At 64.0% G+C, this 23,378-nt stretch carries 24 protein-coding genes and 1 tRNA gene; 11 read left to right on the top strand and 14 right to left on the bottom strand.

The window, feature by feature from the left end:
• Window positions 1-110: 110 nt before the first annotated feature.
• From ACD578_RS25275 to ACD578_RS25265, 3 genes are all read right to left on the bottom strand, one after another.
• A complete protein-coding gene (locus tag ACD578_RS25275; RefSeq protein ID WP_404289551.1) occupies window positions 111-560 on the bottom strand; it encodes a YybH family protein in 450 nt (149 codons plus the stop codon).
• A gap of 137 nt (window positions 561-697) precedes the next feature.
• Window positions 698-2,644, bottom strand: coding sequence for a PQQ-dependent sugar dehydrogenase (locus ACD578_RS25270; protein ID WP_404289549.1), 1,947 nt, complete (start codon window positions 2,642-2,644; stop codon window positions 698-700).
• 102 nt (window positions 2,645-2,746) lie between these two features.
• Window positions 2,747-4,594, bottom strand: a complete 1,848-nt coding sequence (locus ACD578_RS25265; protein WP_404289547.1) for a M3 family oligoendopeptidase — start codon at window positions 4,592-4,594, stop codon at window positions 2,747-2,749.
• 182 nt (window positions 4,595-4,776) lie between these two features.
• Between ACD578_RS25265 and ACD578_RS25260 the strand changes: the two genes are divergently transcribed.
• The 3 genes from ACD578_RS25260 to ACD578_RS25250 all read left to right on the top strand — a co-directional run bounded on the left by ACD578_RS25260 (window position 4,777) and on the right by ACD578_RS25250 (window position 9,474).
• Entirely contained in the window at window positions 4,777-5,817 is a 1,041-nt protein-coding gene (locus ACD578_RS25260; RefSeq protein ID WP_404289545.1) for a sigma 54-interacting transcriptional regulator, read from the top strand.
• A 106-nt stretch (window positions 5,818-5,923) separates the two neighbouring features.
• On the top strand, window positions 5,924-7,690 hold the full coding sequence (locus tag ACD578_RS25255) for a murein L,D-transpeptidase (protein WP_404289543.1): 1,767 nt from the start codon (window positions 5,924-5,926) through the stop codon (window positions 7,688-7,690).
• Window positions 7,691-7,824: 134 nt separating this feature from the next.
• Window positions 7,825-9,474 carry a DUF882 domain-containing protein gene (locus ACD578_RS25250; RefSeq protein ID WP_404289541.1) on the top strand — a complete coding sequence of 550 codons (1,650 nt, stop codon included), beginning with the start codon at window positions 7,825-7,827 and terminating at the stop codon, window positions 9,472-9,474.
• 63 nt (window positions 9,475-9,537) lie between these two features.
• Here the strand turns inward: ACD578_RS25250 and ACD578_RS25245 are convergent, their stop codons facing one another.
• The gene (locus tag ACD578_RS25245) at window positions 9,538-10,398 is read right to left on the bottom strand and encodes an urea carboxylase-associated family protein (RefSeq protein WP_404289539.1); all 861 of its coding nucleotides are present in this window, start codon (window positions 10,396-10,398) and stop codon (window positions 9,538-9,540) included.
• Window positions 10,399-10,557: 159 nt separating this feature from the next.
• On the opposite strand from ACD578_RS25245, the gene ACD578_RS25240 reads away from it, so the two are divergent.
• The gene (locus tag ACD578_RS25240; RefSeq protein WP_404289537.1) at window positions 10,558-11,004 is read left to right on the top strand and encodes an acyl-CoA thioesterase; all 447 of its coding nucleotides are present in this window, start codon (window positions 10,558-10,560) and stop codon (window positions 11,002-11,004) included.
• Window positions 11,005-11,062: 58 nt separating this feature from the next.
• On the opposite strand, the gene ACD578_RS25235 is transcribed toward ACD578_RS25240, so the two are convergent.
• From ACD578_RS25235 to ACD578_RS25225, 3 genes are all read right to left on the bottom strand, one after another.
• A complete protein-coding gene (locus ACD578_RS25235; RefSeq protein WP_404289535.1) occupies window positions 11,063-11,320 on the bottom strand; it encodes a DUF2312 domain-containing protein in 258 nt (85 codons plus the stop codon).
• A gap of 61 nt (window positions 11,321-11,381) precedes the next feature.
• The gene (locus ACD578_RS25230; protein ID WP_404289533.1) at window positions 11,382-11,687 is read right to left on the bottom strand and encodes a DUF1244 domain-containing protein; all 306 of its coding nucleotides are present in this window, start codon (window positions 11,685-11,687) and stop codon (window positions 11,382-11,384) included.
• A 4-nt stretch (window positions 11,688-11,691) separates the two neighbouring features.
• Window positions 11,692-12,531: an N-formylglutamate amidohydrolase gene (locus tag ACD578_RS25225; protein WP_404289531.1), complete on the bottom strand. Its 840-nt coding sequence runs from the start codon at window positions 12,529-12,531 to the stop codon at window positions 11,692-11,694.
• Window positions 12,532-12,642: 111 nt separating this feature from the next.
• On the opposite strand from ACD578_RS25225, the gene ACD578_RS25220 reads away from it, so the two are divergent.
• The 4 genes from ACD578_RS25220 to pyk all read left to right on the top strand — a co-directional run bounded on the left by ACD578_RS25220 (window position 12,643) and on the right by pyk (window position 15,692).
• A complete protein-coding gene (locus tag ACD578_RS25220; RefSeq protein WP_404289529.1) occupies window positions 12,643-12,891 on the top strand; it encodes a hypothetical protein in 249 nt (82 codons plus the stop codon).
• Window position 12,892: 1 nt separating this feature from the next.
• Window positions 12,893-13,591 (top strand): DMT family transporter, encoded by a 699-nt coding sequence (locus tag ACD578_RS25215; protein ID WP_404289527.1) that lies wholly within the window; start codon window positions 12,893-12,895, stop codon window positions 13,589-13,591.
• 200 nt (window positions 13,592-13,791) lie between these two features.
• Window positions 13,792-14,253, top strand: a complete 462-nt coding sequence (locus ACD578_RS25210; RefSeq protein ID WP_404289525.1) for a DUF1036 domain-containing protein — start codon at window positions 13,792-13,794, stop codon at window positions 14,251-14,253.
• A 2-nt stretch (window positions 14,254-14,255) separates the two neighbouring features.
• Window positions 14,256-15,692, top strand: a complete 1,437-nt coding sequence (pyk, locus tag ACD578_RS25205; protein WP_152712911.1) for a pyruvate kinase — start codon at window positions 14,256-14,258, stop codon at window positions 15,690-15,692.
• Here the strand turns inward: pyk and ACD578_RS25200 are convergent.
• The 5 genes from ACD578_RS25200 to cpdR form a co-directional block, all read right to left on the bottom strand.
• Entirely contained in the window at window positions 15,689-16,666 is a 978-nt protein-coding gene (locus tag ACD578_RS25200) for an alpha/beta fold hydrolase (RefSeq protein WP_404289523.1), read from the bottom strand. The two genes, pyk and ACD578_RS25200, sit on opposite strands and share 4 nt — an antisense overlap.
• Window positions 16,667-16,681: 15 nt before the next feature.
• Complete coding sequence (locus ACD578_RS25195) at window positions 16,682-17,287, bottom strand: tetratricopeptide repeat protein (protein WP_404289521.1); 606 nt, start codon at window positions 17,285-17,287, stop codon at window positions 16,682-16,684.
• A 72-nt stretch (window positions 17,288-17,359) separates the two neighbouring features.
• Entirely contained in the window at window positions 17,360-17,485 is a 126-nt protein-coding gene (gene ykgO / locus ACD578_RS25190) for a type B 50S ribosomal protein L36 (protein WP_009763379.1), read from the bottom strand.
• Between the two features lie 44 nt (window positions 17,486-17,529).
• Window positions 17,530-17,604: transfer RNA gene (locus ACD578_RS25185), tRNA-Val, on the bottom strand.
• A gap of 89 nt (window positions 17,605-17,693) precedes the next feature.
• Window positions 17,694-18,050 (bottom strand): cell cycle two-component system response regulator CpdR, encoded by a 357-nt coding sequence (cpdR, locus tag ACD578_RS25180; protein ID WP_036361886.1) that lies wholly within the window; start codon window positions 18,048-18,050, stop codon window positions 17,694-17,696.
• Window positions 18,051-18,288: 238 nt separating this feature from the next.
• On the opposite strand from cpdR, the gene ACD578_RS25175 reads away from it, so the two are divergent.
• Window positions 18,289-19,113, top strand: a complete 825-nt coding sequence (locus tag ACD578_RS25175; protein ID WP_404294049.1) for an N-formylglutamate amidohydrolase — start codon at window positions 18,289-18,291, stop codon at window positions 19,111-19,113.
• A gap of 262 nt (window positions 19,114-19,375) precedes the next feature.
• On the opposite strand, the gene ACD578_RS25170 is transcribed toward ACD578_RS25175, so the two are convergent.
• Complete coding sequence (locus ACD578_RS25170; RefSeq protein WP_404289518.1) at window positions 19,376-20,635, bottom strand: MFS transporter; 1,260 nt, start codon at window positions 20,633-20,635, stop codon at window positions 19,376-19,378.
• 181 nt (window positions 20,636-20,816) lie between these two features.
• Here ACD578_RS25170 and hisN point away from each other — a divergent pair, with 181 nt between their 5' ends.
• Window positions 20,817-21,599, top strand: coding sequence for a histidinol-phosphatase (hisN, locus tag ACD578_RS25165; protein ID WP_404289516.1), 783 nt, complete (start codon window positions 20,817-20,819; stop codon window positions 21,597-21,599).
• Here hisN and ACD578_RS25160 read toward each other — a convergent pair.
• On the bottom strand, window positions 21,519-22,580 hold the full coding sequence (locus tag ACD578_RS25160; RefSeq protein WP_404289514.1) for an alpha/beta fold hydrolase: 1,062 nt from the start codon (window positions 22,578-22,580) through the stop codon (window positions 21,519-21,521). The genes hisN and ACD578_RS25160 overlap by 81 nt on opposite strands.
• Window positions 22,581-22,774: 194 nt before the next feature.
• On the opposite strand from ACD578_RS25160, the gene ACD578_RS25155 reads away from it, so the two are divergent.
• Window positions 22,775-23,233 (top strand): Hsp20 family protein, encoded by a 459-nt coding sequence (locus tag ACD578_RS25155; RefSeq protein WP_152712908.1) that lies wholly within the window; start codon window positions 22,775-22,777, stop codon window positions 23,231-23,233.
• Window positions 23,234-23,378: the final 145 nt, after the last annotated feature.

Here is a 23,378-nt window from a genome sequence, read left to right as displayed (position 1 = left end):
GGATCTCTTGCTCTGAACTGGAGAGCTTAAGATATGACGTGCTGCGCCAAGTGCTAGGCCGTGTGGGCGGATTCGACCAAGATCACAGCATATGCAAGCGCAGCGGTGAATCAGCCGCGGGCAAGCATCGCTGCCTGCTCCAGGCTGATGCGATGGACGAGCGGATCAGCATGCCGATGCACCAGCTGCCATTCGGACCCTTCACGGCGATAGACCTGGGTGACGCGCAGCGACCACTCCTGATTCGGCAGACCGCCCACCTCGCCATGCTGGCGCTCGATCATCACAAGAACCACGAGGTCGCCTGATGCATATGTTTCCGCCACTTCCAACGTTGCCTCGCCGGCTTTGAAGTAGTCAGCGACCTTCAACAAGCTCTCGCTTCGGTCATCGTAGCGAGTAGGCTCTCCGCCGAAAGGGTTCATCAGCACGAAGCCGCGAGCGTGGGGCGTCAATGTGAGATAGCGATGCATGTCCCCGCCCATGAACGCCGACGTGGCCTCCTCTGTGCGCCGGATGAGCGCGGCAAGCTCCTCGTTTGTGATGCTTCGGTGTGTCATGGCCGCATCCTATGATCCCGCCTCGTGCCTGCTGACAGTCGCATGTCACGAATATTATTCGACCCCGCGGAAGCCCTCACGCAGCCGAGGGCGAGCCTGTCCCTAAGACCCGATACGCCTCGTCCATACCGGCTTGGTTACAGCAGGAAATCGCCGGATTTCAGGCTGTGAATCCCGGCAAGACGGATGGTGCCTTCCGCATCATGGTCGGAATCCGTATTCAGGAAGACCCGTGCCTCGGAGCCTGCAACCTCGTACCGAACCTGACCGGCTGCCGTGAACTCCCCTTTGCCGATGAAAGCGAAGGCCTGATTTCCACCGCGTAGAGCGTTGGCATCGATCCTCGACAGATCCAGATGATCCTGGGCACTATGGCTGAAGTCACGCACGACATCCGCGCGGCTCTGAGCGGACCCGACAGCACCGATGGATGGCCAGCGGAACACATCGGCCTCGGATCCGCCGGACAGCCAGTCCTTCCCAGTGCTGCCGAGGATGGTGTCCCGACCGGCATCGCCATAGAGCCTGTCGTCGCCCGCATTGCCGGAGAGGCTGTCGTTGCCGGCGGCGCCGCGAAGCGTGTTGTGGCCTGTAGAGCCTTTCAGCACATCGTCGAACGCGCTGCCCCACACGCCCTCGATGCTGGAGAAACGGTCGCCGGAGGCATCGCTGCCAGCCTGCGTCCTTTTCAGGAGGTCGATGACCACACGCCCCGGGGAATCGCGGTAATCGGCATAATCGAAGCCGCTGCCGCCCGACAGGAGATCGGCGCCCGGCCCGCCCCGGAGATGATCGTTGCCGCTGCCGCCAGAGAGCGAGTCGTTGCCGCCGCCGCCATAGATCCGATCATTGCCGCCGCCGCCCCTGACAACGTCCGCGGCATCCTCCTTGAGATCGGGACCGCTGCCGGACCTGAGGTCCAGACGGAACACTTTGCCGCCGTAATCGACGATGTAGAGGTTTCCGGATCCATCCTCCCCCATGGATGAAACGGAACTGATCGGGCCGCCTCCCACTGCGACCTGTCCCGTCAGATCCTTGAACGACCACGAGCCGGAGGCGCGCTGCAGGGACCAGATCCTGCTGCTGACGAAATCGGAGAAGAAATACGTTCCCTGAAAATCCTGCTCGGGGCCGCGATAGACATAGCCTCCGGTGACCGCCTGACCGAGACTGCGGTCATAAGAATGGATCGGGTTCGTATAGTTCGGGAACGCTCCGGGATTGAACGGTCCCTCGGTGGCACTCCAGCCGTAATTGGCGCCAGCCCTTCCGAGATTGATCTCTTCGTAGGCGCTCTGGCCGACATCGCCGATATACATCTCGCCGGTCAGACGGTCGAAGCTCACGCGCCACGGGTTGCGCAGGCCGGCCGCATAGATTCCCGTTCCCACTGCACTGCCTGCGAGACCATCGATGGAAGCCGGATTGTCCACCGGCAGGGCGTAGTTCTTGGTGGCATCCGCTGGGAAGGTATCGGACCTCACGTCGAGCCGCAGGATCTTGCCCAGTTGGTTGCCGAGGCTTTGCGAATTGGCTCCGTTTGCGCCGTCGCCGGTCGCCACATAGAGATAGCCGTCAGGACCAAAGCCGATCCACCCGCCGCGATGGTTGGTGGACGACGGGTAATCGATCCGGTCGATGAGCCGCATGCTGCTGGCATCTGCAACGAGGGGGTTGGACGCCAGCGTCTTGTATTCGCGGATCTCCACATCGCCGGCTGTCGTGCTGAGATAGACGTAAAACGTCCGGCTCGTCGCAAAATTGGGAGCGAAGGCAAGGCCGAGAAGACCCTGCTCCCCATCGGTCGCGACCTGGGTGGACACGTTGAGGAAAGAGGTGCCGAGGGTCTGGCCCGTGACGGTGTCATAGACCTTCACCAGCCCGCGCTTCTCGAGGATGAACAGGTGCCTTGCATTGCCCGGCGCCGCCGTCAGGTAGAGAGGATTTTCCAGGCCGGACACGATCATGCTGGCCGCCGCCGTGGGCGGGGTTCCGGCGTTGGGATCGTAGCCGTAGATCACATCCGCCGCGCCGGTGCCACTCAGCCTGTCTGCAGCCTGACTCCCGATACGAGCTGCCATGGTCGACCTCCAGGTCTGGCCCCAACACGGCGATCGTTATGTCGTTCTTGACGGTCCGGCTGCCCTGGGCGGCGGGATAACCAGTCGCTCAGGGCAGGATGTTCACGCCGTTTCTTTCTCCATCGCCTCCAGCTCGCCGATCAGGCGCTCGATCATGGACAGCCCGATCTGCCAGAAGGATGGGTCGCTGGCATCGAGACCGAAGGGCGCGAGAAGCTCCGAGTAGTGCTTGGTGCCGCCTGCGGAGAGGAGCGCGAAATAGCGGTCCACGAAGCCTTCGTTGGAGCGTTCATAGACGCCGTAGAGCGAGTTCACGAGGCAATCGCCGAAGGCATAGGCGTAGACGTAGAACGGCGAATGGATGAAGTGGGGGATGTAGGTCCAGAAGCTCTCGTAGCCGGGACCCAAGCGGATCGCCGTCCCGAGGCTCTCGTCCTGAACCGACATCCAGAGCTCGCACAATTTGTCCGCCGTGAGCTCGCCGTTGCGGCGCTCCAGATGCACCTTGCGCTCGAAGGAATAGAACGCGATCTGGCGCACCACCGTGTTGATCATGTCCTCGACTTTCGCCGCCAGCATCGCCTTGCGCTGGACCGGATTGGTGGTCTGGTCGAGGAGGCGGCGGAAGGTGAGCATCTCGCCGAAGACGGATGCCGTCTCGGCCAGCGTCAGGGGCGTGGGCGCCATGAGCGCGCCGTTGGGGCCGGCCATGACCTGATGCACGCCATGTCCCAGCTCATGAGCCAGCGTCATCACGTCCCGCGGCTTGCCCTGATAGTTCAGGAGCACGTAAGGGTGGGCCGAGGGCACCGTCGGATGGGCGAAGGCACCGGGCGCCTTGCCGGGACGGGTCGGCGCATCGATCCAGTCCTCGTCGAAGAAGCGCTGCGCGATGTCGGCCATGCGCGGCGAGAAGGCTGAATACGCCGAGAGAACCGTGTCTTTCGCCTCGTTCCAGGCAATGGTGCGCTGCTCGACCTTGGGCAGGGGCGCGTTGCGGTCCCAATGATCGAGCTTGTCCTTGTTGAACCACTTGGCCTTCAGGGCATAATAGCGGTGCGACAGGCGCGGATAGGCCTCGCGCACGGCGGAGACCATTGCCTCCACGACCTCACGCTCGACTCGGTTCGCGAGGTGACGGGAATCGGCCACATCCTCGAAGCCGCGCCAGCGGTCGGAGATCTCCTTGTCCTTGGCGAGCGTGTTGGTGATGAGGGTGAAGGTGCGAAGATTGGCCTTGAAGGTCTTGGCCAGGGCGTCCGAGGCGTCCTTGCGCACGCTTTCGTCCGGATCCTGCAGCTTGTTCAGGGTCGGCTCGATGGGCAGCTCCTCACCGCGCACCGTGAAACGCAAGGACGCGATGGTCTCGTCGAACAGGCGGTTCCAGGCCGAGCGGCCGGTGACCGACTTTTCGTGGAAGAGCTGCTCGATCTTGTCCTCGAGCTGGTAGGGCTTGTCCTTGCGCAGATCCTCGATCCACGGCTTGTAGTGAGCGAGCGGCTCCTCGCTCTTGGCCCTGTCGAGAACCTCGTCGTCGATGCGATTGAGTTCGAGACCGAAGAAGAGCAGCTCGGTCGAGGCGGCGGTCAAGCGCTCCTGCGTGTCGCCGTAGAACTTCGCGCGGACCGGGTCGGTGGTGTCGCCGGAATAGACGAGGCCCGCATAGGACATGAGGCGGCCGAGAAGGTCTTCGAGCGCCTCGTATCGCTTCACCACCTCGTCCAGTCGCACGGACGCCTTCTCGCCCCGCGCCATCTCGTCGAGCTTGCCGCGATAGGCGGCGGCAAACGCCTTGCACTCGGTTTCGGCCTTCGCGAGATCCCGCTTGAATTCCTCGCTGTCCATGCCGGGATAGAGATGGGACAGGTTCCATTCGGGCAGCGGCCCAAGTTCGGCCTGCGCGGCGGCAGAGGATGGATGGTGCAAGGGGGAAGCTTTCTGAGGGGTCACGGACGACAGCCTGATTGGGATCGGTCTAACGGAATGGTTCTGCACACATATTGGCCGCCGCGCTCTCAGGATCAACCCATATCGGCGGAGGGATTAATTCCGCTCCCGCCCTCCGTTAAGAGCCGGTTTACCCTTCTCGACCAGCATCGCCCGAACGATTCTCGGATATTCCTTAAGCCTTCATGCCCCTGTCCCAACTCCTTGCAGACGACATCCACGCCCTTCGTGGGGATGCGGCAGCCCTCGATGGAGGTTCGGAGCGGGAAAGGATTGCAAGGCTGGCGGATCGAGCAGCCCGGTCTGCCCTGCCGGTTCTGATCGAGGGCGAACCGGGAAGCGGCGCACGGGCGCTGGCCCGTGCGATCCACGATTGCGGCGAGCGGAAGGAGCGCCCCTTCCTGCGCCTGCCTGCCGGGGAGGCGCCCGTCCAGAGCGAGAGACCCACAGGCGTTTCGGGTCTTCTCAAGGAGGCCATTGGCGGCACGCTGTTCATTCAGGATGTCGAATGTTTGGGCGGTGAAGGGCAGAACGACCTGCTGGATTGCCTTTACCGTCAGGATGCAGGGCGCGCCCACCGTCGGCCCGATGTGCGAATCATCGCATCGGGCTCCGATCTTGCCAGCTCGGTGCGGGAAGGCCGTTTTCGGGAAGATCTCTTCTATCGGCTCCAAGCCCTGCCCATCACCCTTCGCCCGTTGAGGGCACAGCGAGATGCCATCCCTGAGTGGGCCCAGCTTTTCATCGGCCGTTTCGCTGCCGACGAGGGCAAGAGAATCAGGGGCCTGTCAGCCGATGCGGCAGCCTTGCTCGCTCGTTACGATTGGCCCGGAAACCTGCGGCAACTGGAAAACGCGCTCTACCGCGCCGTGATTATGGCCGAAGGGCCGTTTCTCACGTCGACGGAATTCCCGCAGGTTGCATCCCATCTGCGAGGAATACGCATCGACATCCCGCCGGTTCCCGTATTACGCGCATCCTCGTCGACGAGGCCTGCTCCTGCTCCCGAGAGCGAGCACGTTGCAAGACGCGACCCCCATGCCCTGTCGCTCATCAACGATGCGGGCGAGATGGTGACCCTCGCCGATCTGGAGGCCCGGGCGATCCGGTTCGCGCTCGCTCACTACCAGGGCCGCATGTCGGCCATCTCCCGTCATCTCGGCATCGGTCGGTCGACCCTTTACAGAAAATTGAAAGAACTTGGCTTAGACGATGAAGCCGCATGACGTTTCACGCGTTAAGCGTAACAGAGCGTGTGCGGGAACACTGACGAAATTCATTTGATGGAGGAATCTCCCATCCTCCACTTTCATTGCGACGAGGAGCAAGGTCATGCGTGACTTGCGCAAGACGGCACTTTGGCTTGGTCTCATCGGATCAGTCTCCCTCCTCCCCCTGTCCGCCCTGGCGGAAGATGTGGGCAGCCCCCAGACCAATATCATTCAGTCCGTTCCTGCGGAGCCCTCCTTCCATGATGTTGCCGTTGAGGGGGCATCCGCGCAGAAAGACGTGGCCTCGCAGGCCGTCCCGATCCCTGAGACGGCACCGGTCACCATCGAGTCGGTCGATCTGAAGCCGGCCCCGTCCATCGACATTCCTTTGCCCGATGCGGCCCCCGTCGTGGCCCTGATGCAGACGGATCTTTTCCGCATGGCCGTGGAGGGCTTGTTCGCGGACGATGCCGCCATGCGAGAACTGCGCGTGAGCGGCAAGGACCGGGAAGCTTTGTCCGCCTTCTACGCGCAGGCCCAGCGCCCGATGATCTGGGCGCAGGACGGTGCCTGGTCGCCCGCTGCCCAGGGGGTGATGGAGCGCCTGAAGGCCGCTGACGAGGATGGCCTCGATCCCGCCGATTATTTCCTGCCCGACAGGGGATTGCGCAAGAATGCGACGCCGGCCCAGTGGGCCCAAGCCGACGTGAAACTCTCCCTGTCCGTGATCCGCTATGCTCGCGATGCCCGCGGGGGGCGCATCGATCTTGCCCGCCTTTCGCCTCTGGTGACCCCGAAGCTCGCCCTGCCGGCGGTCGACGAGGTGCTGAGCAAGGTCTCCTCCGCCGGGGATGCGGGCGGGGCCCTCGAGGCCTACAACCCGCCTCATCCCGGCTACAAGGCGTTGAAGGAGCGGCTGGCGAAACTGCGCGAGAGCCATCCCTCGCAGCCGAGCGTGCGCCTGCCCCGGGGACCGATCCTGCGCGTGGGCATGAAGGATCCGCGCGTCCCCCTGATCCGCGCCCGTTTCAATCTCGCGAAGGGCGCGGACAATCAGACCATCTATGACGAGCGCGTTGCCTCCGCAGTGGCTGAATTCCAGAAGGAGAAGGGCCTGCCGAATACGGGCGTTCTGAACGCCCAGACGGTGGCGGCCCTCTCGGGCCCCTCGGTGGCGCAACGACAATCCGACCTGATCGCCAATATGGAGCGCTGGCGCTGGCTGCCCGTCGATCTGGGGCAGCGGCACATCATGGTGAACGTGCCCGAATTCCGCCTACAGATGGTCGAGGGACGCAATACAGTCTATCAAACGCGCGTCATCGTCGGCAAGGAACAGTCGCAGACGCCGATCTTCTCCGAGAACATGAAGTATCTCGTGGTCAATCCGTCCTGGACGATCCCGCCGTCGATCATGAAGAAGGAAATCCTTCCGGCGCTGGCCAACGATCCCTATTACGCTGCGCGCAAGGGCTACAAGATCATCCGCCGGGGGGACCGGATCACGGTGCAGCAGCCGCCGGGGGAGCGCAATGCGTTGGGCTTTCTGAAGTTCATGTTCCCCAACCAGCATGCGGTCTATCTGCACGACACGCCGAACCGCAATCTGTTCTCGGCCAGCAAGCGCGCCTTCAGCCATGGCTGCGTGCGCGTCGACAAGCCCTTCGAGCTCGCGGAAGAGATCATGGGCAAGGATGGAAAATGGACCGAGGAGAGGCTGCGCGGGCTCATCGGCAAGGGCGAGCGCACCGTGCACCTGACAAATCCCCTGCCCGTACATCTGACCTACTTCACGCTCGCGGTCGACGAGAAGGGCGATGTAAAGCGTTTCGAGGATCTCTACGGTCTCGACCGCAAGGTCCGCGCCGCCCTGAACCTGTCCGAATAGCTCCCTCTTCCCACCGCCTTTTCAGCGAATTTCTTTCTCTCACTTAACGGGAAGGTAACCGTCCTCGGCAAAGATCCTTTCACCATAAGGATTGCTGCATCCACGGATGCGGCCCGGTAAAGACGAGTATCACAGTGAGAGTATTGCGTACGGACCGCCTGGCGCGTCGCGCCGGCATTGGTCTTGCGGCCTTTCTGGCCGTCATCGTGGGCGGGGCGCGCGGCACGCAGGATGCCGTCGCCAATGGCGATACCCGCACACTCAGCCTTTACAACAACAACACCAAGGAAAGCCTCACCGTCACATTCCGACGCAACGGCCAGTACGATTTGGGCGCCCTGCAGCAGCTCAACTGGTTCCTGCGCGACTGGCGGCGCGACGAGCCGACCCGCATGGATCCGCGCCTGTTCGACACGGTGTGGGAGGTCTATCGCGAGTCCGGCTCGAACGAGCCGGTGCGTGTGAATTCGGGCTACCGCTCGCCTAACACGAATTCGATGCTCCGTCGGCGCTCCAGCGCGGTGGCCAAGAACAGCCAGCACATGCAGGGCAAGGCCATGGATTTCTACCTGCCGGATGTGTCGACCGTGCGCCTGCGCGCCATCGGCATGCGTCTCCAGAACGGGGGCGTCGGCTATTATCCCAATGCCTACACGCCCTTCGTCCATCTCGACGTGGGCAGCGTGCGCGCATGGCCGCGCATGACCCGTGCCCAGCTCGCCAGCATCTTCCCAGACGGCAAGACCGTGCACATCCCCTCCGACGGCAAACCCCTGCCCGGCTACGACGAGGCGCGCGCCGAGGTGCTCGCCAAGGGCGGCACGGTCGCTGGCTACACGGCGTACGCGGATGCGGAGGAGGCCATTGCCAACCAGCCGCGCCGCAAGAGCTTCTGGGCCACCCTGTTCGGCATCGGCGACGACGAGGAGGAGGATGCGGAGGAGATCCGCGTGGCCTCGAGGCCGGGCCGGGCGTACATCGCCTCCCGCCAGTCACAGCCTTCGCAGAACTATTACGCCAGCGACGACAATTCATCGGTCTATGCAGCGCTGCAGCCGGGCCAGGCTCCGGAGCCGACGCGCCGGGCCCCGGTCGCGATCCAGCCGCGGCCCGAACCGCCCACTCCTGCGGTCGTAGCGGCCATGGGACCGGCCCTGCGTGAGGATCTGACGCCCCCAGCCTCCGCGCCGCTGCCGCCGACCCGGATCAACGGAGCGCCCGGCACCGTCCAGACGGCATCGGGACCCGCCCTGGGGTGGCAGCAGGGGCCGGAAGCCCAGTCCGAGATGTCCATCGCCAAGGGCATGGCCTTTGCGCCGATGCCGCCACGCCGTCCCGATGCGGACGATGCGGGCGTCGAGCCCATCGCGGGCACCGTTGCCCTGGCCTATGCCCCGCTTCCGCCGGCCCGCCCGGGTTCGCTCGCGGCCACGAACCCGATCCCTGGCGTTCCGGAATTGCGTGGCTCCACCGAAGTGGCGGCGGTCCAGCATCCATTGCCGCCGCCGCGTCCAGACCTGCGTCCCATCGTGGTCGCCGCCGCGAGCCCGGTCGACATTCCGATCACCGGCTCGACCCCCAGGGAACTGGCGAAGGCAAGGCCCGCAGCGGTTCCCGAAGCCAAGGCTCCTCCGGCCGCGAAGAAGCCGCCGACGACGGCGCTGAGCGCCCTGATGTCGGCGGAGCCCAGCCTGCATATGGGCTTCTCGAGCAAACCCGTGGGCGATCTGGCAACGAATCGCTTCACGGGACCTGCGGTCAAACCGCTCCCCGTCATGCGCTAAGAAAAGGGCTCCTTTCGGAGCCCTTTTTGTTTGATCAGGTCGCGGACCGGAAGGCAGGATCACTCACTCGCCGTGCTGCCCGTCGTAAGGATTGCGCGCCGGCGAGGTCCAACCTTGCGGCGGCGCCTTCGGCCTGTAGACCTCCACCAGCAGGGGGTGGCAGACGGCCGCGTCGCTCGAATGCTCCGCGCTGCAATCGCCGCCCGGGCAGGCGGAGAGCGCGCCCAGCAGATCGATCTCGGCGAAGAACTCCAGGTAATCGCCCGGCCTGACGGGGCTCGCCTTCATGAAGTACTGCCCCGTGTCACGCGTGAATCCGGTGCACATGAAGACATTGAGCACGTCGTGCACCGCCGGCTCGACAGCCTCCTTGGGACGATTCAGGCGATGCGCAAGCGCACGGGTCAGGTTCGAGTGACAGCAGTAATGGTAGTCGTGGCCCGAGAGCAGCCGGTGCGTGTAGGGATCGCAGCGCGTGCCGATCACGTCGTGCACGGAGCCGCCGTACTCGTCGAAGCCGTACCAGTCGAGTGTGTCGTGGGTGATCGTCGCCATCGGCCGGAGATACGGTAGGGACGACCACAGCTGGTCTCCGGTCGACAGATGCGTGCCGTTGAGGGCCCTCGTCTTGCCGGAGAAGAAGCGCTCGTCGAGATCGTTCGCCGACCAGAGATTGAGGTCTCCCACCTGCGGCCCCTCGATGCTGACGATTCGGAAAAAGCAGCCCGCGGGCACATTGAAGGAGCGCGCGTCGCGGGGCGGCACGATCACCTCCTCGACCTTCTGCCAGCCCTCGCGAGCCGCTCGATACGCGGTCAGATCAGGTCGCGGCAGGGTCTCCACGGGGTAGCAGATGACGGGAGCGATCTTGCGACGCGCATCTGCGTCGACGGGTTCGGACACTTGGTCCCGGGCCAGCTTCATGCCTCTCTCCAGCGTTTGTGGTCGGTTCCTTATAGGAAACCGGATCGTCGCAAGCGAGCGGGAAGCATGCATGGCAGATAGGCGGATACGGGAAAGAGCGCTTTTTGCTTGAGCCGTCCGCTCTCCCTTATGGTATGGCCGCTCCACAAGGACGGCCGCATGACAGACCCGAACGCCCACCGTACTCTGGAGGACTACCCGAGCCGGACCTCCGCCGATATCCGCTATTCCGATCTCGACCGGCAGGGCCACGTCAACAACGCGGTCTTCGCCACCTTCTCGGAAGTGGGCCGAGTCGCTTTCATGTACGACCCGGAACGGCCCCTCGCCATCGAGGGCAGGAGCTTCGTCATCGCCCGCCTGCTGATCGATTTTCGGGCTGAGCTCTTCTGGCCCGGCACGGTCGACATCGGCACTGGCGTTCTGAAGGTGGGGCGCAGCTCATTCACGCTGGCACAGGGCCTGTTCAGCAAAGGTCATCTCGCGGCAGCCGCGGAGGCGACCATCGTCATGGTGGACAAGGAAACGCGCCGCTCGACGCCATTGCCACCGAGGACGCTCGATCTCCTGCGAAGCCTGATGCTGACGGACAATTGCCGGACATGAGAAAGGCCCCGCAGGTCGATCTGCGAGGCCTTTGGAAGGCTTAATCGGAAGGAATGGTTCAGACCATCCCGAGCGCCTGCATGTAGAGTTCCAGGATCGCGTCCTCCTCCTGGCGCTCGGCGTAGTCGCGCTTGCGCAGGGAAACGATCTTGCGCAGGACCTTGGTGTCGAAGCCGTTGCCCTTGGCCTCGGCGTAGACGTCCTTGATGTCGCCTGCGATGCCGGCCTTTTCCTCCTCGAGGCGCTCGATGCGCTCGATGAAGGCCTTGAGCTGGTCGGCTGCGACGGATTCGGTGTTGAAAGCTGCGTCATCCATGAGGAAAGCCCCTTACTTGTGGTATTGGCGCCAGTGTTATGGCCATTTGGTTGAAGCCGTTTTAATGCCCCGGCTTCGACTTCTCAAAATTCTCGATCTGGGAAGGCTTTGCCTCGCGCTGGTGGCGGTCCTTCCATTCCTCGTAGGGCATGCCGTAGACGTGGGTCCGGCTCTCATCCTTGGAGAGCGCGACGCCCCGCTCGTCGGCGGCCTCTTTCAGCCAGTTGGACAGGCAGTTCCGACAGAAACCCGCCAGATTCATGAGATCGATGTTCTGGACATCGGCCCGTTCCCGCAGATGCTCGACAAGCCTGCGGAAGGCGGCGGCCTCCAGCTCGACCTGAGTTTTCGCGTCGATATCCTTCATGAGCCTACCCTCCATGCTGGCGCAGGCGGTCGCGCGTGCGGGTGCCGAAAATCTTAGGCGCCCGAAGCTCCTGCCGGCCGGCGAGCGGCTCGAGCAGCCGCGCGAAGCGCTCGGCCCATTCCTCAGCGCCCTCCTCCGACGCGATCAGATCCTGCCGGATCTCGATGAGCGCATTGGCGAGGCCCCGGATGGTGGCGTGACGGTCGACGGTATCGCCTGCAAGGGCTCCATCATAGGGCTCGTTGTCGCCGACGACGAGTCCGTCCTCGGCCTCCAGCCCTTCCAGAAGCGGCCTGGCGAAGCGATCGTCCGCATCCCACAGGATTCCCACATGCCAGGGCCGCGGCCAGCCGCGCCAGATCGGCGTGAAGCTGTGGACCGTCACGACGACAGGCGGATGTCCTGCCGCCATCGCCTTGTGGATCGCGTCCGCAATCGCATCGTCGTACGGATCGTAGAACCGGGCGATGCGCCTTTGCACCTCGGCGTCGTCCACTTTGGCATTGCCCGGCACCACCGCGCCGTCGGACAGGCGCATGACCAGCGTCGGATCGTCCCGGCCTCGATTCGGGTCGATGACGAGCCGCGAGAACTGGGTCAGAATCGCCGGAGCGCCCAAACGGCGAGCCAGAGAGCGGGTCACGGCAGCGGCCCCGATGTCATAGGCGATGTGGCGCCCGAACTCGGATTCCGGCAGGCCCAGATCGCTTAAGTCAGGCGGCACGGCGTTGGACGCATGATCACACAGGATCAGGATTCCCGATTGGACGGAGCCGGGAACGACCTCGACAGGATGAGGCTCGAGGGAAGGCTCGTCGAGCTTGAGCGCGGCGGAAGTGGACATAGCGAGGGATGGATTTCAGGAAGGATGGATTGAACGGCGGAGGAAAAGCCTTACCCTGCCCCTCCAACCCTGACAACGCGACGTTCCGCGCAACACACTTTCACAACGATCATGACCGCCCCATCCACAACGGCCCGGCTCGAACCGGGCTTCGCCTCCGCTTTTGCCGCGCTTTGTCTGGGCGCCGTCGCCATGGGAATTTCCCCGATTTTCGTGCGCTTCGCCTCCGCCGACATGGGCGGGGCGCCGGCCGATGTGGGGCCCTTTGCCAGTGCCTTCTGGCGCGTCTCGCTCTGCCTGCCCCTGCTCTATGCCTGGATGCGAGATCGAGGAGAAGCGCGCACCCGCCGATGCGCCTAGGGTGCGGTTCTCCAAGGCAAGCATCTTCGGCGGCATCGTCTTTGCGGGCGATCTCTTCTTCTGGCATCTGGCGATCCTCAAGACGACGGTGGCGAACGCCACCTTCTTCGCCACCATGGCTCCGCTCTTCGTCGTGCTGATCGTCTGGCTCGTGCTCAGGCAGCAGGTGTCGCGGGGCACCTTCATGGGTCTTGCCCTGTGCCTTCTCGGCGGCGCGGCTTTGATCGGCCAGAGCCTTCAGGCGGATCCCGCCCGGATCGAAGGGGATCTCTACGGCGTCGCCACGGCCTTCTTCTTCGGCCTTTATTTCCTGGCCGCAAGCCGGGCGCGCAAGACGGCAGGCGCCGCGCGGGTCACGTTCGAGGCTGGCCTCATCACCTCCGCCATTCTTCTGGTCATCGCGCTACTCTTCGACACGCGAGTGATCCCGCAGACGGCGCAAGGCATCGCGGCGCTTCTCGCCATGTCCTATGTCAGCCATGCGGGCGGCCAGGGGCTTCTCGCCATCGCGCTCGGGCGATTGCCTGCGGTCTTCTCATCGCTGGTGATTTTCCTGGAGGCGATCGCAGCGGCCGTGTTCGGCTGGGCGATCCTCGGCGAGGAGCTGACGCTGATCCAGAGCCTGGGTGGCGCCTTGATTCTGTTCGGCATCTGGACCGCGCGGCCCAAGGTCCCCAAGGCCGATGCGCTGGACGAGTGAGTCCCGGATCCTCTCCATATGAAGAGTAAAAATCGGCCGAAGGCTCTCCGACCGTGTCGGAAAGGCCATGCGGCCTGCAAAATCTGCAGCATCCCTGCTGTAAAGTCTTGCCCCGGCTTAACTTCTGGCAGACAACGATTCGACATAGTTCTCACAGCATTGTGCGATTTCATTCCTTTCGATTCGATCATACCGCATCCATGAATGCCGTTCTCCTCACCTCGTCTCCCCGTTGGCGGCGAAGCCTTGCACTCGCATCGTTGCTCGTCGGTGGGTGCCTTCTGGCCGCATCGCCCGCGAAGGCGGACCTGCGTCTGTGCAACATGACGTCGAGCCGGGTCGGTATCGCGCTGGGCTACCGGGACGCGCAGGGCTGGGTGACGGAAGGCTGGTGGAATCTCACGGCCCGCGCCTGCGAGACCATGCTCAAGGGTCAGCTCGGCGGACGCTTCTATTATATCTACGCCATCGATTACGACCGGGGCGGCGAATGGAGCGGGCGCTCCTTCATGTGCACCCGGGAGCGCGAATTCACGATTCGCGGAACGGAAGATTGCCTCGCCAGAGGCTTTGATCGCAGCGGCTTCTTCGAAGTCGATACAGGTGAACAGAAGAGCTGGACAATCCAGCTCACCGAAACGAACCGGCCAGGGGGGCCATGACGATGAGACGCGACCGGCGCACGAAGATTCTTGCAACCTTGGGACCGGCTTCCGAGAACCCGGAGATGATCGCCAAGCTGTTCCAGGCCGGCGCCGACGTCTTCCGCCTCAACATGAGCCACCTGCCGCGCGAGAAGCTGAAGGAGCGGGTCGAGATGATCCGCGCCGTCGAGGCCAAGTTCAAGCGCCCCATCGCGATCCTGGCCGACCTGCAGGGTCCCAAGCTGCGCGTGGGTGCTTTCGAGGGCGACAGCGCCATGCTGGTGCCGGGCCAGAACTTCACGCTCGATGCCGACAAGACTCCCGGCACCAAGGATCGCGTGCACCTGCCCCATCCGGAGATCCTGTCCTCCCTCGAGCCGGGCCACACGGTGCTGATCGACGACGGCAAGCTGCGTCTGCGCGTAAAGAGCGTGAAGCAGGGCTCGGCCACCACATCGGTCGAGGTCGCGGGCAAGATCTCGAACCGCAAGGGCGTGAGTCTGCCTGACACCACGATTCCCGTTGCCGCCATGACCGAGAAGGACCGCTCGGATCTCGAAGCGGCGCTCGATGCCGGCGTGGACTGGATCGCCCTCTCCTTCGTGCAGCGTCCCGAGGACGTGGCCGAGGTGAAGAAGGTCGCCCGTGGCCGCGCGCTCGTGATGTCCAAGCTCGAGAAGCCGCAGGCCATCACTCGCCTCGACGAGATCATGGAAATCTCGGACGCGGTCATGGTCGCCCGCGGCGATCTCGGTGTGGAAATGCCGCTGGAGAAGGTGCCTGGCATCCAGAAGCGCATCATCCGCGCCGCCCGCCGCCTCGGTAAGCCGGTGGTGGTGGCGACCCAGATGCTGGAATCGATGATCACGTCGCCGGTGCCGACCCGCGCCGAGGTCTCCGACGTGGCAACCGCCGTCTACGATGGCGCGGATGCGGTGATGCTCTCGGCCGAGAGCGCCTCGGGTCAGTATCCGATCGATGCGGTCGCCACCATGAGCCGGATCGCGGAAGAGGTGGAGCAGGACCAGAACTACTGGTCGATCATGCGCACCCTGAACGCAGCGCCGGAGGCCACCGGATCGGACGCCATCGCGGCGGCCTCCCACCAGATCACCGACACGCTCAACATCAAGACGGTGGCGGCCTGGACCTTCTCGGGCTCGACGGCCTTCCGCATTGCCCGCGAGCGACCGAACTCGACGGTCATTGCGCTCACCCCGAGCGTCAACACGGCCCGGCGTCTGGCTCTGGTGTGGGGCGTGCATTCGATCCGCACGAAGGACGCCAGCGATATCGACGACATGGCCTTCCGCGCCTGCAAGTTCGCCCTACGCGAGGGATACTCGTCGGTGGGCGACCGCATCATCATCGTGGCCGGCATGCCCTTCGGCACGCCCGGGGCCACCAACATGGTGCGCATCGCCTTCGTCAACCAGGAACACGCTGCCCAGGCTTAATCCACCCCGATCCTGGCCGGCGCGACCCGTTCGGCCAGGGCCGCAATGGCGGCAAGGACCGTCTCCTGATCGGCATATTGCGGCATATGGCCGATGCCCGGCATCAGGATCAGCTCCGCACCCGGCACCTCCCGCGCGAAGGAGACGCTGTGGAGATCGGTCCAGACGATCTCGTCCCGGTCGCCCGCTACCACGGTGACGGGCAACCGGATCTCCCGGTAGCGCATACTCTGCCGCAGGACCGCATCATACATGGCGGCGAAATCCTGCATGTTCGCTTCATAGGTTCTCGGCCGGAAAGCCAGGGGAATGAAGCCCTCCGTCACGATTCCCCGCGGAGCTGCCTGCGGCCGAAATGTCTTTCTCTTCATCGAGGGCCGGAGCATGAGAAGAACCGGCACGGCAAGCGTGCGCATGAACAGCCATCCTGCCCGGGAAGCGATCAGACGCCGGTACCAGCCGATATAGCCTCCGGGCCAGGGAGACGTGATACCGGAAAGGACGAGGATCGCTCCCGTCACGTCGGCATGATCGAGGGCGAGGTGCGGGATGATGGTTCCCGACCAGGAATGCCCGACGATCACTGCATTCCGAACGCCCAACTGCCTTAAGGCACCCGCGATAAGCACCGCCTGGCGGGCAGGCTCTGCTTCGCTCAGGCCCGGTTTGCGCTCGCTCCAGCCGTGTCCAGGACGATCGAAGGCGAGGACCCGGTAGCTTTGCGAGAGAGACCCGCCAAGGCCCAGCATGGATTCGACGAGGTTGGATGAGGCGCCGTGCAGCAGGACGACGGTCCCGCGCGCCGGCTCCTCGTTAGGCCCCTCCTCCCGGTAATGCAGCCTGCAGCCGTCGACCTCGACGAACCAGCCGGTCGGCGGGAAGCGCCTCTCGATGGTCCAGGCATAGAGATAGGTGAAAGCGGCTCCCAGGGCGAGGAGCACGACCGGCACAACAACGACGAGAAGCAGGGTCATCCCCGCAAGCTGGGTTTAGAGGTCCTGCCCGTCAACCTCGGGGCTGAGGCGGTTCACGATGGTCTTCACGTCGGACATCTGCGGATTGATCGTGAGCACCCGGCGATAGGCCTCGAGGGCCCGCGCCTTGTCGTCCGAGGCCATGAGGATGTGGCCAAGCCCAGTCCAGGCGTTGAAGTGGCGGGGTTCGATCTTGATTGCCCGGTGCAGGTCGGCCATGGCGCCCACCGGATCGTCGAGCTGGTAGAAGACGGTCGCCCGCTTGTACCAGGCTTCCGCCCAGTTGGGCTGGAGCGCCAGAACGCGGTCGATCAGTTCGATGGCGAGCGGAAAGTCCTTCTTCCCGTAGGCCTCGGCCGCCCGGTTCAGGAGAAGATCGGCCGTATCGGAGCCGGACCGGGCAAAGCGCCGTTCGATCAGGGAGGAGATGCCTTCCGCCTCACGCTCGGTCTGAGCCTTGCCCAGGCGCTCGAAGAGCTCATCCAGCGTGGAAGCCCGGGGGCGCGCCTGAGGCGGCTGGGCCTGCTCCTTCGGATCCTTGGGACGCGCAGGCTCCTGCGCACTGAGCGGGAGTGCGGCAAAGCTTAAGGTGAAGGCCAGCAGGCACGCGAAAAAACGCATGCCGGGATTTTAGGGTCCCGGCATGCGCGGTCAATTCAGATTCTCGTGTGCGGCATCGCCGCACGCGCTGACTTAGCCCTGACGAGCCTTGTAGCGCTTCTGGGTCTTGTTGATGATGTAGACCCGGCCCTTGCGACGAACCAGCTGGTTGTCGCGGTGGCGGCCGCGGATCGACTTCAACGAGTTACGGATCTTCATATCCGGTCTCCTGCGGCCCTTCGGGAAGGCCGGAAAAAAGAAAATGGTGGGCGCGGCTGGGATCGAACCAGCGACCCCTACGATGTCAACGTAGTGCTCTCCCGCTGAGCTACGCGCCCGGGAAACGGTGATTTTGACGTCCCGCTTCGGCTGTGGGGGCGATATACCCACAAGCGGGCTTTGGCGCAAGCCTGATGACCGGCCTTTTTTAGGCCGCCATCATTTTATCGACTTCGCTCACCAGATCGCGCAGGTGGAACGGCTTCGACAGGACCTTGGCATCGCGCGGGGCCTGGGAATCCGGGTTGAGCGCGACGGCGGCAAAGCCGGTGATGAACATCACCTTGATTTCCGGATCGAGCTCGGTCGCCTTGCGGGCAAGCTCGATGCCATCCATCTCCGGCATGACGATGTCCGTCAGGAGGAGCTCGAAGGGCTCCTCGCGCAGGCGGTTATAGGCGGAAAGGCCGTTATCGAACGAGGCAACGTCATAGCCTGCATTCTCCAGCGCCTTCACGAGGAAGCGGCGCATATCGTTGTCATCTTCGGCAAGAAGGATCTTCATCGGTTGCCAGTCCCGAATCGTGGCGGATGTGCTCGCTCCTTCATGACGGATCGAGGGTAAACAAGCCGTGAAGGTCGGACGCAGCCTTGCTACGATATTGTCATGGACAGGCGGCGGCGCTGCCTTACACTAGCGCGGAGACCTGCTTCTTTTCCAACACACCCAAGATTCTGATGCGGCCAGCCATCGTTGATGAGTTCGACCCCCCTTCACCGTCACCGAACCTTCGGCGCAGACGATTCCCTTCGTCTTCAACGTGCCGCATGCGGGTGCCGTGTACCCGGCCTCCTTTCTGGCTGCGTCCCGCCTCGATGCCATTGCCCTGAGGCGATCCGAGGACGCCTTCGTCGACGAGCTTTTCGGCTCGATGGCGGATCTTGGCGCCCCTCTCATGACCGCGCGCTTCCCGCGGGCCTATCTCGACCTGAACCGGGAGCCCTACGAACTCGATTCCCGAATGTTCGACGGACGCCTGCCGCCCTTCACCAACACCCGCTCCATGCGGGTGGCCGGAGGCCTCGGGACCATTCCCCGCATCGTGGCGGACGGGCAGGAGATCTACCGCTCGCGCCTCCATGTGGAGGAGGCCCTGCACCGGATCGAATGGCTCTACAAGCCCTATCACCGGACCCTTCGGCATCTCGTGCGCCGCACGGCCCAGCACTTCGGGCATACCATCCTGATCGATTGCCATTCCATGCCCTCCTCCAGCGTCAGCCGCGAGGACGGGGCCAAGGCCGATATCGTGCTCGGGGACCGCTACGGAACGAGTTGCGCCACCCTTCTGATCGACTTGGTGGAAGCGGCCTTGAGAGGGCGCGGCTACACGGTGGTCCGCAACAAGCCCTACGCGGGCGGCTTCATCACCGAACATTACGGCGAGCCGGCTCTGGGCCGGCATGCGCTTCAGATCGAGATCAACCGGGCGCTCTACATGGACGAGCGCAGCATGCATAAGAAATCCGGCTTTGCGGTTTTGGCAGGCGATCTGATGCAGGCCTTTGCTCAGGTGATCTCGGATATCGAGGGCGAGCTGACGATCCGGTCTGTTGCGGCGGAGTGAGCCTCAACGCCTTGCTCTCTAGAGCCTCGGATCAAAAAAGCGGCCCCACCCTTGGGGTCAATTCCGATGCCTTTCGCTGACGCGGACCTCGGCTCCGCACGACGTGCCAATGCCAGACAAGAAAAAAGGCCACTGTTACCAGCGGCCCGAAGTTTAGGGAGGAAACGCCCAAGAAGGGCTACGATAAGGCGACGCCATCGCCATATCGCACTGCAATAATTACGCCGCATCGCACAAAGCGCAACTAAAATCTTTGTTTCTGTCATGCTTTGTACGCATGTCTGCTTGGATGCGGGTCGATGGCTCTGACGTAGAAGGCGAGGCTGAGCAACAGCCAGCCGGCGAGAGCGGCAAAGACGAGACGATAACCCTCCGGCCGGTAGAGCCCCTGATCGGACCGTCCCATGAGATCGATCAGCATTCCCGTCACACTCTGGGAGAGAAAGGCCCCTCCCATGGTGCCGATGTTCATGAGCGTGATGCCTCGCCCCGTCAACGTTGACGGGAACAGCGACTTTCCATGGCTGGTCAAGATCGGCGTATAGGCCACACAGAGGCCGAAGAGCGGGAACCAGATGGTTGCGGAGGTCCGGTCGAGAGGCACGAGGACCAGAACGACGAGGAGCAGAATCGTCGCCGTACTGCCGATGAGAACGGGCTTCTTGTAGCTGCCCCAGAACCGGTCCATCGCACCCCAGAGCAGCATGCCGCAGATCTGGGCCGTCGCGCCGAGCAGCAGGATGTTCCCTCTCATGCCGAGATCGGCCCCGTGCACGTCCGACAGCCAAGGGCCGCCCCAGAGCCCGATGACGGAGGCAAAGCATCCATAGGTGGTCAGGTGCATAAAGAAGACCGGCCAGAAGGAAGGGACCTTCAGGGCGGCAGCCACGCCCCGGAAGGCGGCAGCCCAGGTTTCATTCGGCCGGTTCGAGCCGGCATCCCGCGGCACGACCCAAGCGATTGCAAGCACGATGACGACCGTCAGGATAGCCACCGCAAAGAACGAGGCGCGCCAGCCGAAGACGGCGGCCGAGGCCGCCAGCGGAGCCGTCGCCGCCAGGGTGCCCATATTGGCCAAGCCCATCTGCAGGCTCGTGAGCCCGGCGAACCGTTCCGGCGGAAAGCGCCGGGCATAGATTACGAGCGGCGCCATGAAGAAGGTGGAGCAGCCTAATCCCATGAGGGCCCGCGCCGCGATGAGCATGGGGGCGGAAGGAGCAATGGCGAAGAATACGGTTCCCACCACCGTCAGGACGGCCGTCGCCAGCATCGTCCTTTTCGGACCGTAGCGGTCGATGAGGATGCCGATGGGGATCTGAACCGCCGCGAAGGCGAAGAAGAAGGCGCTGGAGAGAAAACCCGTCTGGGTGGCCGTAAGATGAAGCTCCCGGGCCAGATCGTTGGCGATGACGCCGATTGAATTGCGCAGGAATTGGCTGACCGCATAGAGGGCGGCGAGCACCGCGATCAGGAACACGGCCGTTTCCGAGCGGGTCGTGCCAAGCTTGGGCGCAATATTCATCGATGCCGTATCCCCTGGAGCACCTTGACTTGCGCAGCATTCGGAGGGGAAAACCGGGTCCACTCTTCCGCACGATGCGCCAGACGCCGCCGCTCTCTTGCCGCGCGCCAAGCGCTTGATAAAAGCTGATCGCGAGCGGGCCAAGGCCGCTCGTACTAGTCTTTAAGGGGATACGCGCGTCATGGGGCTCATCGACTTCACGCTTTTCGTCAACGAGCTCGCGACCCAATCGGGGCAGGCGATCCTGCCCTTCTTCCGCACCGCCATTGCCACGGAGGACAAATCCCGCGGCGGCGCCTTCGACCCGGTGACGGAGGCCGACCGAGCGAGCGAGGCGACCATGCGCCACCTCATCAAGCGCAGCTTCCCCACCCATGGCATCGTCGGCGAGGAATTCGGCGCTGAAAACGCGAATGCGGATTACGTGTGGGTGCTTGACCCCATCGACGGAACGCGGGCCTTCATCGCCGGGCTTCCCACCTGGGGCACGCTGATCGGGCTGACCTACAAGCGCCAGCCGGTCTTCGGCATGATGCACCAGCCCTTCACCGGCGAGCGCTTCTTCGGCGACGGGGGCAGCGCGACCTATCGGGGACCGGGCGGAGAGCGCAAGCTCATGGCGCGCCGCTGCGCCTCGCTGAAGGATGCCGTCATTTCCACCACGAGCCCACGCCTCTTCGCCGGTGACGAGCTGCGCGCCTATGACCGGGTGGAGAGCGTCGCCCGCCTCGCCCGCTACGGCTGCGACTGCTATGCCTATTGCATGCTGGCCGCGGGCCATATCGACCTCGTGGTCGAGTCCGGGCTGAAGCCCTACGACATCGCGGCTCTCGTTCCGATCATCGAGGGGGCCGGCGGCGTCGTCACCACCTGGGAGGGTGGCTCAGCTGCTGACGGCGGACGCATCGTGGCTGCGGGCGACCGCCGGGTCCACGCCGCCGCCGTCGAGCTGCTCAGCCGCTAGACCGACCGCTGCCAGATTCCGCTTGGCTCCTACCTCTGGATCGGGAGTGCCGGGGATGAAGGCATCGAAAGCGGCCCAGAACTGCTCGCGGATCACATCGCGCTCCATCAGGAGCTCGTGCCGGGCGCCCGGGATGACGATGACGGAGCCGGCCTTGAGCCGCGCGGCAAAACGCTCCGTGGCCGGCGTGGCGCAGACCGGATCGGCGCCGGCCGCCACGATCAAGGTCGGCAACCGGATCTTCACGGCATAGCGCGGATCGGCGAAGCGCTTCATGAAGCGGAAGGCGCTGTCGAGCCAGGCCACGGTCGGCGCGCCCACCGCACCGGCCCGGATGGCATGGGCCGCATCGGCGTTGCGGGCATAGCGCACGGGATCGCTCGTCAGGCGGTTTCCCTTGAACGGCATGGTGGAGATGGATGTCTCGCCGCCGCCGGGCACGAACATCTTGCCCATGCCGAGAAACCGCAGGACCCGCGCCAGAAACGCGGAGGTGCGGGTGCTCTTGACGATGCACAAGGCGATCATCGGCGTCGTGGTCACGAGACGGCGGAAGGGCAGCCAGGTTTCATAGGCCGCGTTCAGTGCGATGGCGCCGCCCATGGAATGGGCGAGGCCGAAATGCGGCTGCGGCATGTGCGGCACCAGGATTTGGTCGCGGATCGCCTCTAGGTCGTGCCGGAAATCGGCAAACCTCCGGACATGGCCCTTGCGCGGATTGCTCACCTGCCGCTCGGACAGTCCCTGCCCGCGCCAGTCGAAGGCGACGACGGCAAAGCCCCGGTCGAGCAGCTCGCCCACCACCTCGAAGTACTTTTCGATGAATTCCGCCCTGCCCTGCAGGATGCAGACCGTCCCCTGCGGCTCCTCGGTCTCCGGCATCCAGGTGGCAGCCCGAAGCGTGAGACCGTCGCGGGTCGTGACGCTGACGAGCTTGGGCTCGCCGGGCACGGGATTGTCGGGGGTGGTGATGAATTCCACGGGAGGTTCCAGGATCGAGGGCTCGACCTTCAATATAGGGCATCTTGGCTGAGGGAAACGAGCCTCTTGAATGCCCCCGCATCTATTCCCACATCGGGTTGACGTGCCGGCCATGACGGCGGCACGTCAACCCGGATCCAGCCTCTTCAAGGTGGATTCCTATTCTGCATGTTGCTTCAAGCGGAGGATATGCCATGCGACAGTACGATCTTGCCCCTCTCTACCGCAACACGGTCGGCTTCGACCGTCTTTTCTCGATGCTCGACCAGCTCGTCAGCGTCGATGCGGCCCCGAGCTACCCGCCTTACAACATCGAGCGCACCGGCGAGAATGCCTATCGCATCTCGATCGCGGTTGCCGGCTTCACCGATCGCGACCTGACCATCGAGGTCAAGGAAAACACCCTTTCCGTCCGCGGCGAGCGCAAGCCCGACGAGGAGCGCAAAGTCGACGTGCTCCATCAGGGCATTGCGGCGCGCAGCTTCGACAGGCGTTTCCAGCTGGCTGACGGCGTGCAGGTGACGGGTGCGGCCCTCGAGAACGGCCTGCTCCATCTCGACCTCGTGCGCGAGATCCCGGAGGCCAAGAAGCCGAAGCTCATCCCGATTTCCTCGAACGGCACTCGGACCATCGAAGCCAAGCAGGCTGCGTAACGGATTTTCTGAAGTTCCAAACGAAGAGCGCCCCGGTTCGGCCGGGGCGCTTTTTTATTGTCGGAACCTGGTCCTTGGTCATCCCGCTGGGGCTGGAGGGGCCCCGTCGGTCAAGGGTCTCTGGAGAGAACCAATCGCGGGTGAT

Source organism: Microvirga sp. RSM25 (assembly GCF_044784385.1).
Lineage (GTDB): Bacteria > Pseudomonadota > Alphaproteobacteria > Rhizobiales > Beijerinckiaceae > Microvirga > Microvirga tunisiensis.
This window is presented reverse-complemented; position numbering and strand designations above follow the sequence as displayed.